Annotated in this window: 14 protein-coding genes and 1 pseudogene; 7 read left to right on the top strand and 8 right to left on the bottom strand. The window is 63.8% G+C overall.

The window, feature by feature from the left end:
- Positions 1-17 precede the first annotated feature (17 nt).
- The 3 genes from AKL29_RS36535 to AKL29_RS36525 form a co-directional block, all read right to left on the bottom strand.
- Positions 18-1079 carry an ABC transporter permease gene (locus AKL29_RS36535; protein WP_028333373.1) on the bottom strand — a complete coding sequence of 354 codons (1062 nt, stop codon included), beginning with the start codon at positions 1077-1079 and terminating at the stop codon, positions 18-20.
- Positions 1076-2602: a sugar ABC transporter ATP-binding protein gene (locus tag AKL29_RS36530; protein ID WP_050387483.1), complete on the bottom strand. Its 1527-nt coding sequence runs from the start codon at positions 2600-2602 to the stop codon at positions 1076-1078. The genes AKL29_RS36535 and AKL29_RS36530 overlap by 4 nt, the downstream gene beginning before the upstream one ends.
- A gap of 64 nt (positions 2603-2666) precedes the next feature.
- The gene (locus tag AKL29_RS36525; RefSeq protein ID WP_082190794.1) at positions 2667-3632 is read right to left on the bottom strand and encodes a sugar-binding protein; all 966 of its coding nucleotides are present in this window, start codon (positions 3630-3632) and stop codon (positions 2667-2669) included.
- A gap of 241 nt (positions 3633-3873) precedes the next feature.
- On the opposite strand from AKL29_RS36525, the gene AKL29_RS36520 reads away from it, so the two are divergent.
- Positions 3874-5139 carry an ROK family protein gene (locus AKL29_RS36520; protein WP_050387482.1) on the top strand — a complete coding sequence of 422 codons (1266 nt, stop codon included), beginning with the start codon at positions 3874-3876 and terminating at the stop codon, positions 5137-5139.
- Positions 5140-5220: 81 nt separating this feature from the next.
- A complete protein-coding gene (locus AKL29_RS36515) occupies positions 5221-5979 on the top strand; it encodes an SDR family NAD(P)-dependent oxidoreductase (RefSeq protein WP_028333369.1) in 759 nt (252 codons plus the stop codon).
- Here AKL29_RS36515 and AKL29_RS36510 read toward each other — a convergent pair.
- From AKL29_RS36510 to AKL29_RS36500, 3 genes are all read right to left on the bottom strand, one after another.
- Positions 5976-6797, bottom strand: a complete 822-nt coding sequence (locus AKL29_RS36510; RefSeq protein WP_050387481.1) for a MetQ/NlpA family ABC transporter substrate-binding protein — start codon at positions 6795-6797, stop codon at positions 5976-5978. The genes AKL29_RS36515 and AKL29_RS36510 overlap by 4 nt on opposite strands.
- Positions 6798-6868: 71 nt before the next feature.
- A complete protein-coding gene (locus AKL29_RS36505) occupies positions 6869-8209 on the bottom strand; it encodes an LLM class flavin-dependent oxidoreductase (protein WP_050387480.1) in 1341 nt (446 codons plus the stop codon).
- 27 nt (positions 8210-8236) lie between these two features.
- Positions 8237-8800 (bottom strand): class I SAM-dependent methyltransferase, encoded by a 564-nt coding sequence (locus tag AKL29_RS36500; protein ID WP_050387479.1) that lies wholly within the window; start codon positions 8798-8800, stop codon positions 8237-8239.
- Positions 8801-9188: 388 nt separating this feature from the next.
- Between AKL29_RS36500 and AKL29_RS36495 the strand changes: the two genes are divergently transcribed.
- From AKL29_RS36495 to AKL29_RS36475, 5 genes and pseudogenes are all read left to right on the top strand, one after another.
- Positions 9189-10625 carry an FAD-dependent oxidoreductase gene (locus AKL29_RS36495; RefSeq protein WP_050387592.1) on the top strand — a complete coding sequence of 479 codons (1437 nt, stop codon included), beginning with the start codon at positions 9189-9191 and terminating at the stop codon, positions 10623-10625.
- 97 nt (positions 10626-10722) lie between these two features.
- Positions 10723-11652 carry a TauD/TfdA dioxygenase family protein gene (locus AKL29_RS36490; RefSeq protein ID WP_050387591.1) on the top strand — a complete coding sequence of 310 codons (930 nt, stop codon included), beginning with the start codon at positions 10723-10725 and terminating at the stop codon, positions 11650-11652.
- A 25-nt stretch (positions 11653-11677) separates the two neighbouring features.
- Positions 11678-12733 carry an ABC transporter substrate-binding protein gene (locus AKL29_RS36485; RefSeq protein ID WP_050387478.1) on the top strand — a complete coding sequence of 352 codons (1056 nt, stop codon included), beginning with the start codon at positions 11678-11680 and terminating at the stop codon, positions 12731-12733.
- Positions 12734-12758: 25 nt separating this feature from the next.
- Positions 12759-13541: pseudogene (locus AKL29_RS36480) on the top strand (ABC transporter ATP-binding protein); the annotation flags it as partial.
- Entirely contained in the window at positions 13534-14403 is an 870-nt protein-coding gene (locus AKL29_RS36475; protein ID WP_193395277.1) for an ABC transporter permease, read from the top strand. The pseudogene AKL29_RS36480 and the gene AKL29_RS36475, both read left to right, overlap by 8 nt.
- A gap of 9 nt (positions 14404-14412) precedes the next feature.
- Here the strand turns inward: AKL29_RS36475 and epsC are convergent, their stop codons facing one another.
- Both epsC and AKL29_RS36465 read right to left on the bottom strand, forming a co-directional pair.
- The gene (gene epsC, locus AKL29_RS36470) at positions 14413-15366 is read right to left on the bottom strand and encodes a serine O-acetyltransferase EpsC (protein ID WP_050387476.1); all 954 of its coding nucleotides are present in this window, start codon (positions 15364-15366) and stop codon (positions 14413-14415) included.
- A 117-nt stretch (positions 15367-15483) separates the two neighbouring features.
- On the bottom strand, positions 15484-16056 hold the full coding sequence (locus tag AKL29_RS36465) for a flavin reductase family protein (protein ID WP_050387590.1): 573 nt from the start codon (positions 16054-16056) through the stop codon (positions 15484-15486).
- Positions 16057-16095 lie beyond the last annotated feature (39 nt).

The following is a 16095-nucleotide window of genomic DNA, read 5'->3' as shown; positions in this document are numbered from 1 at the left end:
CCTTCCTTTTCGAGTTGTCATGCCTGATCGCCCGTCGTCGTCGGCAACGCAGCCGCGCTATGCGGAGCCGCGCCTTGCAGAATTGTGCTTTCCTTCGGTCTTGGCGCAGTGCGGGCGAGGCCTGCGAGCGCGGCCTTGCGCCGTCGACGGGCCTGCAATTGCTGATCCGCCAGCACACCGATCAGGATCACGGTCCCCATCACCGCGAAGTTCAGCGAATTGGGAATGCCGAGGATGTTCACGAGGTTCTGCAGCACCTGCAGCAACGCCGTCCCGAGCACGATGCCCAGAATGGAGCCCTCGCCGCCGCGCAAGCTGCAGCCGCCGAGGACGGCTGCTGCGATCGCATAGAGTTCGTAGAAGTTGCCGAACGAGCTCGGAGAGACCGAGTTGGTGTAGAACACGAACATCACGGTCGAGACGCCGGCGAGCCCGCCGCTGATGACATAGGCGGTCGCGATCACGAGATTGGTGTTGATGCCGGAGAAGCGCGCCGCTTCCTCGTTCTTGCCCACGGCATAAAGCCAGCGCCCGTAGACCGAGCGGTGCAACAGGACGCCGAGGATCTGCGCAAGGATGATCAGGAAGATGAAGGTGTTCGGGATGCCCGCAATATTACCGGAGGCGATGTTGCTCAGCGTGCTCGCCTCGTCGCCGTAGCCGAAGCCGCGCGTCGAATCGCTGGTGTAATAGCGCGCGGCGCCGCGATAGATCAGCAAGCCGCACAGCGTTACGATGAAGGGCTGCATTTTCAGCCGCGTGATCAGGAAGCCCTGGATGCCGCCCAGCGCAAGCCCGCCCATCAGGACCAGCAGCAGCGCGAACGGCCAGGGCACCTGATAGGTCGTCAGCAGGTCGATGAAGATGACGCCGAGCAGCGCGAACATCGAGCCGAGCGAAAGATCGATTCCGCCGGTGATGATGACGAGACCTTCACCCAGCGCGAACACACCGAACAGGCCGATCAGATTGGCCATGTTCAGCAGATTCACGAACGACAGGAAGGCCGGATTGATCGCGCCGGTGATGGCGGAGATCACCGCCAGCAGCAAGAACAGGCCGAGTTCCTTCTTCATCATGGCGCAGCGGCCTCCATGGTTTCGAGTGCTTGGCCGACCGCCAGTCTCAACACGTTGTATTCGCTGAACTGGTCGCGCTCGATCACGCCGCTGACACTGCCTTCATGCATCACCGCCACCCGGTCGGAGACGCCGATGACTTCCTCCATGTCCGAGGAGATCATCACGATCGCGACGCCCTGGTCGGCGAGGCTGCGCATCAGCGCGTAGATCTCGCTCTTGGCGCCGACATCGATGCCGCGGGTCGGCTCGTCGAAGAACATCACGCGCGGCTGCATGGAGAGCCACTTGCCCAGCACCACTTTTTGCTGGTTGCCGCCGGAGAGTGTGACGGCTTCGATGTCGATGCTCGGCGCCTTGATGGACAGCCGCCTGGCCTGGTCTTCGGCGATTCTGCGCTCGGCCGCGCCGTTGACCAGCCACATCCGCGCATGATCCAGCAGGCTCGCGAGCGTCACGTTCTCCCGGATCGGCAGTTCCAGCACCAGGCCGGATTTCTTGCGATCCTCGGGCACCAGGTAGATTCCTTGCCTGATCGCGTCACGCGGCGAGGCGACGCGGACCGGGGCGTTGTCGATCCGGATCTCGCCGCCCAGCAGCGGATCGACGCCGAACACCGCGCGGGCAAGCGAGGTGCGGCCAGCGCCGACGAGCCCGGCGAGGCCGAGGATCTCGCCGCGCAGCACGGACAGATTGATCTGCCGGTCAGGAAAGGCAGTGGTCACGACGCCGGCGACATCGCAGCCCGGCGGCTGCGGCGTGCAGGACGGCGGTGTATACAGCGCCTTCAGGTCGCGGCCGATCATCAGCCGGATCATGGCGGCGTGGCTGAGCTCGTCGCGCGCCAATTCCCCCACCGTGCGCCCGTCGCGCAGTACCACGACGCGATCGGCGCAGCTCATGATCTCGCCGAGCCGGTGAGAGATATAAATCACCGAGATGCCGTGCGTCTTCAGGTCGGCAATCACCTCGAGCAGCCGTTCCGTCTCCGAAATCGTCAGGCTGGAGGTCGGTTCGTCCATGATGATAACGCGGGCGTCGATCGAGAGCGCCTTGGCGATCTCCACCATCTGGCGCTCCGCGATCGACAAATTCTCGACCAGCGTGCCCGGCATGAAATCGGCGCCCAGCCGTTCCAGCAGCGGCATCACGCGGGCGTGCATCTGCGCATTGTCCACCAGCTTCAGCGGGCCGCCGGCCAGCTTCTCGCGTCCGATGAAGACATTGGCCGCGACGTCGAGATTCTCGAACAGGTTCAGTTCCTGGTGCACGAAGGCGATGCCAGATCGCATCGCCTCGGTCACCGTCATCCGGGCGTGCTCGGTGCCGCCGATGCGGATCACGCCAGCGCTCGGCGCGATCACGCCGGCGAGCACGCGCATCAGCGTCGATTTGCCGGCACCGTTCTCGCCGATCAGGCCCAGCACCTCGCCGCGATTGACGCGCAAATTAACGTCGTCGAGCGCCTTGACGCCGGGATAGGTCTTGCTGATTCCGCTGAGTTCCAGCAGCGTTTCCGCCATTCGGCATGTCCTCCTGCACAACGCCCGGCGGCCTGTGTCGGTCGGGCGTTGAAGCCGTCTGAAGTTACTTCTTGAGCAGTTCCTTCAGATGTGCGGCGAACTCCGCGACGTTGGTCTTGCTGATCACCTCGGTCGGCACGATCAGCTTGCTGTCCTTCGGAATCCAGGACTTGTCGCCGTTCAGCGTCTTGATGATGTTGGTGGCGGAGAGATAGCCGAACTCGTAGGGCTGCTGCACGACCGTGGATTCGATCGTGCCGTCGGAAATGCCGCGCAGCGTCCGCTGATCCTCGTCGAAGCCGACGATCTTCACCTTGCCGGCCTTGCCTGCGGCCTTCACCGCGTCATAAATCAGCGGCGTCTCGTAGCTCCACAGGCCGGACAGCAGCGCGATGTCGGGATATTTGACGAGCACGTTCTCCATGTTCGCCTTGGCCTTGGCGAAGTCCACCTGGTCGGTGAACACGTCGACCAGTTCGACCTTGGTGCCGGCGATCGCTTCCTTGATGCCCTGCACCCGCTCGCGGGCGTTGTCGGCGTCCATCGTTCCGACGAACAGCGCGATCTTGCCGCCGTTCGGCAGCGCCTTCTTGATCTCCTCGCCGGCCTGCCGCCCTGCCGCGACGTTGTCGGTGCCGATATAGGCGAGGCGATTGCTCTGCGGCGCGTCACTGTCCGTGGTGATTAGCACGGTCTTGGCCGCAACCTTGTTGAGTTCTTCGGTTGCATGCGGTGCATCGTCGACCGAGATCGAGATACCGGCGACGCCGCGCACCAGCAGATCGTCCAGTTCGCGCCGCTGGCCGGCCGCCGTCCCTTCATTGGTGACGATCAATTCGATATTGTAGTCCGGGTGCTCCTTCTGCGCCTTCTCAAGCCCGCGGCCCGCGATGGTCCAGAAGTCGGCCGCGACATTGGTCACCAGCGCAATGGTCTTTTTCTGCTGTGCCTGTGCTACCCCCGTCGCCATGGCGAACGCGGCTGCGCCCGCCAAGAGCGGCACGATCAATTTTCTGGTTGAGACATTCATATGCACCTCCCTGTCGACACCCCCGGTGAGGGGATTTCACGCTCGGCGCTTTTCACGCCTTATTTTATTCACGTAACGAATAAATTAGCGCGACAAAATGTCCAGTCAAGGATGTTAATGATCACATCTTCAGCCAATAACAGTATAGGAGTGACGTATTTCAGTCGCTATCCGCGCTTTTTGACCCGCAAACGAGTAGCCTGCGTTGAATAATTTCATCAAGAGAATTAAAAAACGCAATATGAACGAACAGCCCGAGCCGTTGAGACGTGCTTCGAGCCTGGCCCGCGGATCGAACCCCGGCCGTCTCGTCGAGGTCCTGCGACGCCAGGGGCCGTTGCCGCGGGTCGAGCTCGCACGCAGCACGGGCCTGAGCTTCCCCGCCATTTCGGCCATCACGTCGAAGCTGATGGCGGAAGACCTGCTGTGCGAAGCCGAGACAGATGCGGCGACGCTGTGGCCCGACGACGCCGACGAAGAGGACACGGATGGCGGCCGTCGCCGCGGCCGGCCGGCAGTCCTGCTGACCCTGAATCCCGAATTTGGCCGCATCATCGCGGTCTCGCTGCGCATGAATCTGGTCGAGACACTGATCGCCGATTTCAGCGGCTCCGCCCTAGCGCAATCGCGACTTGAACTCGCGACGCGCGCGCTCAATGCAAGCGCATTATGCGAGCTCGTGATCGCACAGATCGACGCCATGCTTGAGGCGACCGCCACGCCGCGACATCGCTTGCTCGGAATCGGAATAGCGCTGCAAGGCATCGTCGACGGCGATACCGGCCGGCATCTGTGGAGCCCGGCGCTGTCGATCACCGACGTCGATCTTGCCAAGCCGATCCGCCAGGCGTTCGGTGCCGAGGTCGTGATGGCGAACGACGCGGTCGCGGTCGCGCTGTCCCTCGCTGCCGCCGAACCGGCACTGGCGCAGGGCCTCACGGCCACGATCATGGTGGGCCACGGCGTCGGCATGGGCATCATTGTCGACGGTGAAGCGCGCTGGGGTGCCGGCGCGGGCAGTGAGATCGGTCATGTCAAGTTGGCGCTGAACGGCCCGCAATGCCGCTGCGGTCAGCGCGGCTGCATCGAGGCCCATCTTGCCGATTATGCGCTTTACCGCGATGCCCGCACCTTTCTCGACCTGCCGCCGGCGGCGTCGCAGCAGCCGTCCGAGGCGCAGATGGCTCTGCTACGCGATCGGGCACGGAGCGGCGATTCCCGTCTCGAGCACTTGTTCCAGCAGGCGGGCCACGCGCTTGCCGAAGCGGTCGCCACGACGATATCGGTGCTGCGCCCGCATCATGTCATCCTCGCAGGTCCTGGCCTGCAGGCATTCGACATGATGCGCAGTGCCTATGAGGAGAGGCTCGACCAGGCGGTGCTGCCGTGGCTGCTCAAGTCCACGGCGATATATGTGCGTCCAAGCGAGTCGGCGACCATCGTCGACGGCATGGTGCGGCGGACGCTGCGGGTCGTGGACCGCAGCCTCATGGAGACAACCGAGTGAACTTCGGAATCTGTGGCCCTCTTGCCTGAGCCGCAGCAACGCAACCGACGCCCTTCAGGCGCCAAAATCGAGAGGATGCCAATGCAGGGCGCCATCTATCCAAGTCTCAAGGACCGGACCGTACTGGTCACCGGCGGCGGTTCCGGCATCGGCGAGGCGATCGTCCGCCGGTTCATCGGCCAGGGCGCGCGGGTCGGATTCATCGATATCGATCTGGCGTCGTCGGAGCAGCTGCTGTCCGATCTCGGGGCACAAGCCCGCGTGCACTTCGAACATGCCGATCTGCGCGACATCGGCGCGCTGCGGCGCGCAGTCGCCGGCATCCGCGAGGCGCTCGGGCCGGTCACCATCCTGGTCAACAATGCGGCCCGCGACGACCGTCACGCGATCGAGGATGTCACACCGGAATTCTGGGACGAGCGGATCGCCGTCAACCTGAAACACCAGTTCTTCAGCGCCCAGGCGGTCGCGCCGGACATGAAGCAGGCAGGGGGCGGTTCGATCGTCAACATCGGCTCGGTGAGCTGGGTGATCGGCCAGGGCAACATGCCCTGCTACACAACGGCCAAATCAGCCGTTCAGGGCCTCACCCGGGCGCTGGCCCGCGATCTCGGGCCGCACAACATACGGGTCAATTCCATCCTGCCCGGATGGATCATGACCCAGCGGCAGCAGGATCTGTGGTTGACGTCTGAAGGCGTGGCCGAGCTGATGCAGCGCCAATGCCTCAAGCGCAAACTCGTGCCTGATGACATCGCCCGTGTCGTGCTGTTCTTTGCCGCCGATGACAGCGGTGCCTGCACCAACCAGAGCCATATCGTGGATGGTGGCTGGGTCTAGCGCTTCAGGTAATCCGGCAAGGTAAACCCGTCATAGAAGCGGTCGGAGAGGATCGTGGTCTTGAACGTCTGTGATTTGTAGCCGGCGACGATGTCCTGCGCCCACGGCGAGCCTGCATTGGCCTGCTTCACCGCGACCACATTGATATAGGGCGTCGTCATCTTCTCCAGGGCAAATGCATTGGTCAGCTTCAAGCCGCTGTAGATCGCGAAGTTGCCCTGGATGGCGGCGAAATCAACGTCATCGAGCGCGCGCGGCGCCTGTGCCGCTTCCAGCGGCACGATCTTGATGCCGCCGGGGTTCTTGATCACGTCGAGTTCGCTGACATCGACCGGCTTGGAGTCGCGAATCTCGACGAGGCCGAGATCGCGCAGGATCCAGAGCGCGCGCTGCAGATTGACGGGATCGTTGGGCACGGCCACGGTCGAGCCGGGCTTGATCGGCGAGCCGACCGGGTGCTTCTTCGAGTAAAGCGCCATCGGGGGCGTCGGGACGTGGACGATGCCGACGAGGTCGGTTTGCTGCCGCTCGTTGTACGAGTTCAGGAAGATCGTGTGCTGCATGACGTTGGCGTCGATCTCGCCCTTGAACACTGCATTATTGGCTTCCAGCCCGGTCGAAAACTCGACATAGCGGACACGGTAGCCCTTCTTCTCGAGTTCCGGCGCGACGCCAACCTTGAATTCGTCGATGTAGGGGCCCGGCACGAAGCCGACTTTCAGATCGGATTTGGCTGATGTCTCCGCGTGCAGGGCGGCGCCGGTAAGAGCACCGAGAATGAGCAGGGTCGAAAGGAACAGGACGCGCGCAGTGGTCATTGAATTCTCAAATCCTTGGGCTGTGGGCAAATAGCGATCCGGCTGACGCGGGGTCGGCGGTTTCGATCACGTCAGGCGATCGCCTTGATCGATCCGGAAAACACGCTTTGCGGCCGGCTCAGTTGGTAATGGTCGCGCAGCGTCGTGCCGCTGTACTCGTCGCGGAACAGGCCGCGCTTGCGCAGGATCGGCACGACTTGCTCGGCGAAGATATCGAACCCGCCGGGTAGCCAGGGCGGCATCACGTTGAAGCCGTCGGCCGCGCCATTCTCGAACCAGGTCTGGATGTTGTCGGCGATCTTCTCCGGCGGGCCCACGATCACCCAGTGGCCGCGCGCCCCGGCGAGACGCTGCACGAGCTGGCGGATCGTCGGCTGCTCGCGATCGACGATGTCGACCACGAGCTTGAAACGGCTGGCGACCCCGCGGGCGCTGCCGGTGTCGATCAGGTGGCGCGGAAAGGGACCGTCGAGGTCGAAGCCGGAGAGGTCGAGCCCGATCATCTGGCGAAGTTGGGTCAACGAGTATTCCGGCTGGATCAGCTCGTTGAACTCGTCCTGCAACAGGTCGGCTTCGGCCTGCGTGCTAGCGATGAACGGACTGATGCCCGGCAGGATCCTGACCTGATCGGGGCTGCGGTCGAAGGCGCGCGCCTGCCGCTTGATGTCCGCATAGAACTCCTGGGCGCTCGCCAGCGTCTGATGCGCGGTGAAGATCGCTTCGGCATAGCGCGCGGCAAAGGCGCGTCCGTCATCAGACGAACCCGCCTGGACATAGACCGGCCGTCCCTGCGGCGTCCGCGAGATGTTGAGCGGGCCGCGCACCCGGAAGTGCTTTCCGACGTGATCGATCGGATGGATCTTTCCCATATCGGCGAAAATGCCGGATGCGGGATCGTTCACCACGGCGTCGTCTTCCCAGCTGTCCCACAGCCGCGTGATGACATCGATATATTCCCGCGCCCGCTCGTAGCGTTCGTGGTGAGGTGGATGCTCGGACAAGCCAAAGTTCTGCGCCGCCTGTGCCGTGCTGGTCGTGACGATGTTCCAGCCGGCCCGGCCGCCGCTGAGGTGATCGAGTGACGCGAACAGGCGCGCCAGATTGTAGGGCTCGGTATAGGTCGTCGACGCGGTCGCGATCAGGCCGATCCGTTTCGTGGCGACGGCGATCGCGGCCAGCCAGGTGATCGGCTCGAACCGGAAGCGTTGTGCGTAGCGAACATTGTCAGCGAGCGCGGGGCCGTCGGCGAAGAAGATCGCGTCGAATTTCTGCGCTTCGGCGCGTTGCGCCAGCTCTTGGTAATAGCTGACGTCAAGGATGCGATCCGCCGCAGACCCCTTGTAGCGCCATGCCGCCTCGTGATGGCCGCCGGGATAAATAAAGAGATTAAGGGAAAGCTGTTGTTTGCTCATCTCGGATCTCGTGAGTTCTGCTGATCGTTATTGGTGGAACGGCGCCTTGTGCGCAAATGCGAAGCGCAGGTAGCGCTCCAGCTTCAAACCTTCGGGCGTGCGCTTTTCTTCGACAAGGCGCGCGAAGGTGCGGCGCACCCGTTCGCGCTCGTGAGGGGTGAACGCTTCGAGGAAATTTCCGAATGCGCTCGCTTCCGACCACTGCAGCAGCGATGCCGCATCGTCGTGGATATCGATCAGCGCGCGCAGCTCGCTGCGGTAGCCGGCGAAGCCGTGTGCCGCGAACTGCGATTTGAGCTCCTCGTCGGTCGATCCGAGCACCGGGTTCGAGTCCTGGCGATCGCCGGCAAGACCCGCCTCGATGATGGCGCGACGAAGCAGCTGGCGCGACTGGTGCGGCCTGGACGGATCCTGCACATTCAATCCGAGGCGGCCGCCGGGCCTGAGCACGCGCCGGATCTCCCGCAGCGTGGCGAGCGGCCCGATCAGGAACTTGCCGTGGCGAAATTGAACGAGTCCAGCTTCATCATAGGAGCGGGCGAGCTCCGGAGTATCGTGTTCAAGGCTGATGTCGCCAGCAGTTCGCGGCATTTCGAGAGATCCATCGTTGCTCGCCGCGCGTCGACGTCAGGCGCGTGCGTTGCGTCAGACTCTATGTCGGCGGCGGTGAAATGAATTTGCGTTGTTGCACGGCAAGCGAGCATGAACGTGACGAGTTCGTCGTTCACCGGAGATGAGTGCGATCGCGCCGATCCCGGCGACGTATGATTTGGGAAGTTCTCCCGATCGATCGCGCCGATCCCGCACGTCGCAACGCACATGAGGTGATCGGTCAGGCGGCGATCATCGCAAATATTTCAATGCCCGCGTTGTCCACGACGCGAACATTGCCTGCTATCAAAAACAAAGCTGATTTCGTTTCATTGACTGAATGTCGATCGCTTTTACGATTTGCAACGTCAAAGCGAGGTGGTCATTCATGCCGCAATCCGATCCCGACAGCGTCGCCCGCGAGGCCCTCCGGCTGATCGGGGCCGACCCGCAGAACTGGGTGCCTGATCGCGACGGAATCGATCACAACGTCGTCGTGGTCGGCGGTGGCCAATCCGGCGCGGCCTTCGCGTTTGCGTTTCGGCGCGCCGGGATCGGCAAGGTCTCGGTGATCGATGTCGCCGCCGACGCCGGCAAGGCCGGCGGGTGGCTGACGAGCGCGCGAATGCACAAGCTTCGCACCCCGAAGACGCTTCCAGGTCCGGAGCTCGGTCTGCCCGGGCTCGGTTTCCAGGCATGGTATGAAGCGCGCCATGGCGCGGCGGCCTTCGACGCGCTCGATCGGATTCCGCGGCTCGACTGGGCGGCCTATCTCGACTGGTATCGCCGCGTGACCGGCGTCGGCATTCGTTACGGTACGCGGCTGCTCCGCATCGAGCCCGCAGCCGATCATCTACGGTTACATCTGGAGCGGAGCGGGGTCACGACCATCGAGACCACGCGCAAGCTGGTGCTCGCAACCGGCTTTGCGGGTAGCGGGGGCGCCTATGTCCCCGACGCGCTGCGGGCCCTGCCGAAACGATTCCATGCGCACACATCGGAGAAGATCGATTTCAGGACGCTGCGTGGTCTCTCCGTTGCGGTGGTCGGGAGTGCTGCGTCGGCCTTCGATGCGGCGGCCGCGGCCCTTGAGGCCGGAGCGCGTGACGTTCACCTGTTTGCGCGCCGGGAAACCGTGGCCGCGTTGCCGGTCATTCGGATCCGCGGCTACCCGGGAGCCTATGACAATTATGGCAGCCTGCCCGACGGGGTGCGCTGGCATCAGGCGATCCGGTTCAGGCAGGCTGGGTCGACCCCGCCGCCGGATGCGATCTCGCGCGCGGTAGCCTTCCCCAATTTTCATCTGCACCTGGGCGCACCGTGGACCTCGGCGCAATTGAAGGGGGGGCGGCCGGTCGCGATCACTCCGCAGGGCGATTTCGCGTTCGATTTCGCGATTGCGGGGACAGGCTATTCCGTCGATCTGGGCGCGCAGTCAGAGCTCGGCGACTTCGCCGACGAAATCCTGCTGTGGCGAAATCGCTTCGTGCCGCCTGACGACGAGAAGGACGATCGCCTGGCGGCCTATCCTTATCTCGGGACCGGGCACGAGTATCTGGAGAAAGTTCCGGGCCGCGCGCCGTATCTGAAGGACATTCACGTCTTCAACCCGGCAGCACTTGTCAGCTTCGGCCTGCCGATCGGCGACGTTCCAAGCTTCAAGCGCGACATTCCGGGGATCACGGCCAGGATCAGCCGCGATCTGTTCCTGGCCGACCTTGCATCTCACGAGGCGCGCATCAACGGAGAGATCGCGGAGGATTTCACCGCCGAGCTCTATGCACCGGCTGTCTGGCGACCGCCGCAGCCCATCGCGGCGGAATAGCGAGGATCACGACTACATCATTCATCTCCGCCGTCGTTTCCGCGACCGGCGCATGGCGGAGCCTTGTCCAGGGGATCGCGGCGACGAGACCAACATCATGAGCAGCACGACCGCCATCGACAACGTCATTCCGCGCGCCGACATCGTCAAGCGTGCCGCCCGGCTTGGTGCCGAGATCAAGAATGTGAAGCTGTCGGGTGACCTGCCCGACGCGGTCATCCGCGCTGTCAACCAGGTGCTGCTCGAGCACAAGGTGATCTTCTTTCGCGACCAAGGGCACCTCGACGACGCCGAGCAGGAGCGCTTCGCGGTCAGGCTCGGCAAACTGGTGCCGCATCCGACCATCGGTCCGAGCAAGGGCACGTCGTCGATCCTCGAGCTGGATTCGGGGCGCGGTGGCGGCCGCGCGGACCAATGGCATACCGACGTCACGTTCGTCGATGCCTATCCGAAGATCTCGGTGCTGCGCGGCGTGGTAATCCCGCCCTATGGCGGTGACACCGTCTGGTCGAACACGGCGGCGGCCTATCTCGATCTGCCTGCGCCGTTGCGCAAGCTCGCCGACGAGCTCTGGGCGGTTCACAGCAATGCCTATGATTACGCGGTGAAGTCTCGCGCCACCGACGCCGACAGAAAGCATTTCGACGAGGTATTCACCGGAACGATCTATGAGACCGAGCATCCGGTCGTGCGCGTCCATCCCGAAACGGGCGAGCACACGTTGGTGCTTGGCAATTTCGTCCAGCGCTTTGTCGGCCTGCCGAAATATGACGGCCAGAAGCTGTTCGATCTGTTCCAGTCCCGCATCACGGCTCCGGAGAACACCGTGCGTTGGAGCTGGCGGGCGGGGGACGTCGTGATCTGGGACAATCGCGCGACCCAGCATTACGCCGTCAATGACTACGGCGATCAGCATCGTGTGGTGCGCCGCGCCACCATCGATGGCGAGGTTCCGGTCAGCGTCGACGGCCGCCACAGCGTGACGCGCATCAAATCGCCGAAGCTGCAGTCGGCGAAGGCAGCCTGAGCATGTCTCCTATTGGAGCAACACAATGAAAGCCATCATTCGAATTCTGCGTGCGCGGCGAGCCGCCGCGCGCCGCGCGGCGCGATTGCTGCTGGCCGGCGCCTTTGCGTTGGGTCTGATCGCTCCGGCCTTCGCTGAGCCACCGCTCGAGAAGACCGAGATCCGCTATCAAGGCTGGGCCGGGCAGGTGACGTTCACCGAGCTCGCCGAGGACCTCGGCTACCTTGCGCCCCTCAAGCTCAAATGGATCGGCAACACCATCAGCGGACCGCAGGACATCCAGACTGTCGTCACGGGCGACATCGACGTCGGCGGCGCTTTCTATGGCGCGATTATCAAGCTGATCGCGGCCAAGGCGCCGATCAAGGCGGTGGTCGGCTACTACGGCTCCGACGCGAACACCTATTACGGCTACTATGTGAAGGACGACAGTCCGATCAAGACGGCCCGCGACCTGATCGGCAAGAAGGTCGCGGTCAATACGCTTGGTGCCCATCTGGAGTTCGTGCTGCGTGAGTATCTGGCGCGGAACGGCCTTAGCGCCGTCGAGGTCAAGCAGGTGACATTGGTGGCGGTCCCACCCGTCACCGCCGAGCAGGCGCTGCGGCAAGGGCAGGTCGAGGTGAGCGCGCTCAGCGGCGTGTTGCGCGACAAGGCGCTGGAGCGTGGCGGGATCCGTTCGCTCTTCAACGATACCGATCTGTTCGGACAGTTCACCGGCGGTGCCTATGTGCTGCGGGAGAAGTTCATCAAGGACAATCCGAACATGGCCCGCAAGCTGGTCGAGGGGATCTCGCGCGCGATCCAGTGGGCGCAGACGGCGCCGCCCGATGAAGTGCGGGCTCGCTTCAACCGGATCATCGCGGAGCGCAAGCGCAACGAGGATGCCTCCTCGATCAAGTACTGGAAGAGCACCGGCGTCGCGTCCAACGGCGGCGTGATCTCGGATGCTGAGCTGCAGGTCTGGGTCGACTGGCTGGTCAGGGATGGCCTGCTCAAGCCGGGTCAGATCAAGGCCTCGGACACCTACACCAACGAGTTCAACTATTTCCGTCCCGGAAAGACGGCGGAGGCGCGATGACGTCGGTCAAGATCAGCTTTGACAAACCGCGCTCGAGGACATCACGTTCGACGTCCGCGCCGGCGAATTCCTCGCCCTGGTCGGTCCAAGCGGTTGCGGCAAGTCGACATTGCTCGATCTGCTCGGCGGGCTCGCAACGCCGACCAGCGGCCGCATCCTGCTCGATGGCCGGCCGATCATCGGTCCCGGACGCGACCGCGGCGTCGTCTTCCAGCAGTATGCGCTGTTTCCATGGCGCACCGCCGCGCAGAACGTCGAGTTCGGGCTCGACATTGCCGGCCTCAAGCCGAAGCAGCGCGGAGAGATCGCGCGGCACTTCCTCGACTTGGTCGGGCTGTCCGGCTTTGCCGACCGTTACCCGCACGAGCTTTCCGGCGGCATGAAGCAGCGTGTCGCGATCGCGCGGAGCCTGGCCTACGATCCGGAAGTGCTGCTGATGGACGAGCCGTTCGCTGCGCTCGATGCCCAGACGCGCGAAACACTGCAGGGCGAGCTGCTGCGGATCTGGCGTGCCACCGGCAAGACCATCATCTTCATCACCCATGGCATCGACGAGGCCGTCGTGCTCGGTCAGCGCGTGGCGGTCATGACGTCGCGTCCGGGGCGGATCAAAGAGATCGTCGATATCCCCGCGGCCTTGCGCAGCGAAGCCGAGGACGTGCGCTCGCTGCCGGAATTCGGTCGCGTGCGCCATGAGATCTGGAGCCTGCTCCGCGAGGAAGTGCAGAAGGCGCAGCAGGGGCAACCGGCGGGCAGGGTCAGCGCAGGCCGTGTAGACCGTGAAGTGAAGGAAGTCGCTCATGTCTAGCCTGGAGATGCTGACATTGCTGGAGCTCGCGCATGGGCGGCGAGACGAGCACCCGGCGGCCGCGCGGTCACCGCTGGTGAGCGCGGCCCGCGCCGCGACCCGCGGTCTGGCAGCTTTCGGGCGCCGCTCCCTGCTGCTGATCGCCCTTCTGGCGCTCTGGGAAGCCGCGCCCAGGCTCGGCTTGATCGACGCGGTGTTTCTGCCGCCCTTCTCGGAAGTCATCGCCGCAGGCTGGCAGCTCGCGCAAACCGGCGAGCTCTATGACGACGCCTCCGCGAGCCTGCTCCGCGCCCTGAGCGGGTTTCTGGTGTCGGTCGCGTTGTTCGTCCCGCTCGGGCTGGCCGTCGGCTGGTACACAAGGCTCGGCGATCTGCTGAACCAGTTCATCGAGATTTGCCGCAATACCGCGCCGCTCGCGCTGTTGCCGGTGTTCATCCTGCTGCTTGGCATCGGCGAGCTCTCGAAGGTCACGATGGTGGTCTATAGCTGCGCCTGGCCGCTCCTGCTCAACACCATCGCCGCGGTGAAGCAGGTCGATCCGCTCTTGATCAAGTCGGCGCGGACCATGGGTGCGACCCCGCAGCAGCTGTTCCGCAAGGTGATCCTTCCGGCGGCGCTTCCGACGATCTTTGTCGGCATTCGCCTCGCCAGTGCGTCAGCCATGCTGGTGCTGGTCGCATCCGAGATGGTCGGCGCCAAGGCCGGTCTCGGCTATCTCATCATCAACAGCCAGTACAGCTTCCTGATCCCGCAGATGTATTTCGGCATTATCGGGATCACCGTGATTGGGTTGGCATTCAATGCCGTCCTGGAGGCGTTGGAACGGCGCTTGATGCGATGGAAGGCGCAGGTCTCGGCGTGAGATCGTGGTTCAGGCGCCGCTCGGACTGTTTCGTGCGGTGGCCTGCGTCACAATGCTGTTCGGCGGCACGTCCTTGGTCAGCCAGACGTTGCCGCCGATGGTCGAGCCGCGGCCGATCGTGATCCGGCCGAGTATGGTTGCGCCTGCGTAGATCACGACGTCATCCTCGACGATCGGATGGCGGGCGTCGCCCTTGATCACATGGCCCTCGTCGTCGGTCGGGAAATGCCGGGCGCCGAGCGTGACCGCCTGATAGATCCGGACCTTGTTGCCGATGATGGCGGTTTCGCCGATCACGACGCCGGTTCCGTGATCGATGAAGAAGCCAGAGCCGATCCGGGCGCCGGGATGGATATCGATGCCGGTCCTTGTGTGGGCGATCTCCGACATCAGGCGAGCCACCAGCCGCGCGCCGATCTGGTAGAGCAGATGGGCAAGGCGATGGTGGATGATGGCGGTCATCCCGGGATAGCCGATCAGGATCTCGGGAAAATTCCGCGCCGCCGGATCTCCAACGAATGCCGCCCGCAGATCGTTGATCAGCAGCCCGCGGACCGACGGCAGTTGGGTGGCGAATGCGCGTGTCAGCTCGATCGCCTCTTCGTGCGCAAAGCCCGGCTCTAGCTCGTCGCCGACGAACAGCGCGCCGCGATGGACCTGCGCGCTGAGCGAATCCAATGCTGCGCTTAGCGTATTGCCGACGAAATAGTCGATGTTCTCGCCGTCGAGGTCGGATTGGCCGTAGTGGCGCGGAAACAGCGCCTCGGTGAGGCCGTCGAGGATCGCCTCCAGCGCGTCGCGCGAGGGGGCACGGCGAGCCTCGCCGTCTTGCCGGATGCTGTGGGTCTCCTCGCGGGAGGTGCGCAGCTCGGCCACGATCCGGTCGAGCTGCCAGCGGGCCGGTTGTCGGCTGACTGAGCCGGCTGACGACCGAGGCGATGGTGGCGGCGTTTCGCGTTTCATAGTTATGCCTTTCCCTGTCCTAGAGATCCGTTCCGACTGCATCGGAACGGGGCTCTCTATTCTTGTTTTGACGCGTTTTCCTCATGCGAACCGGTACCCACTTCGCTTGAAAACGCTCTAACGGACATGCGCCAGAGGAATGCTGACTTCGGCCAATAGGTCGAGATCGGCCTCGTGATCGATCTGGACATACTGTCCATTCCAGTAGGTGAGGCCGGACAGCCGGTGCGACAATTCCATGCTGGCGAGACGGCCCACGATGATGCCATAGGAATGCCGCTCGATGATCTCCTCGACCTGGCATTCGATCATCGCAAGCGAACGCTGCAGCAACGGCACGCTCGAGGCTCCATGGGTCCAGTCGGTGCCCTCGAAGCGCTCCCTGCCTTTCAGCCGGCCATCGCTGAAGCGCTCGGCCAGGACCTGCTGGTCGGAGCCGAGGATGTTGACGCCGAACAGCCGATGGCGGGCGATCGGTGCGAAGGACGATGCCTGCCGGTTGATGCTGACCAGCAACCGGGGTGGGCTGGCGCTGAGCGACGTCAGCGAGGTCACCGTCATGCCGGTGATGTCCTCACCTTGTCCTGCGGTGATGATGCAAACGCCGCCCGGGAGGCGGCGCATGACAAGGCGAAATTGACGCTCGATCTCGTGGTCGGCGTCCACAAGATGAATATCCGGCCTGCTCATCAGGATTCTCCCCTGCATTGCCTCGCCGGATTGGACCTC

Source organism: Bradyrhizobium pachyrhizi, assembly GCF_001189245.1.
GTDB classification, from domain to species: domain Bacteria; phylum Pseudomonadota; class Alphaproteobacteria; order Rhizobiales; family Xanthobacteraceae; genus Bradyrhizobium; species Bradyrhizobium pachyrhizi.
Note: the sequence above shows the minus strand (reverse complement) of the source record. Positions and strands in the feature narration are given on the sequence as shown.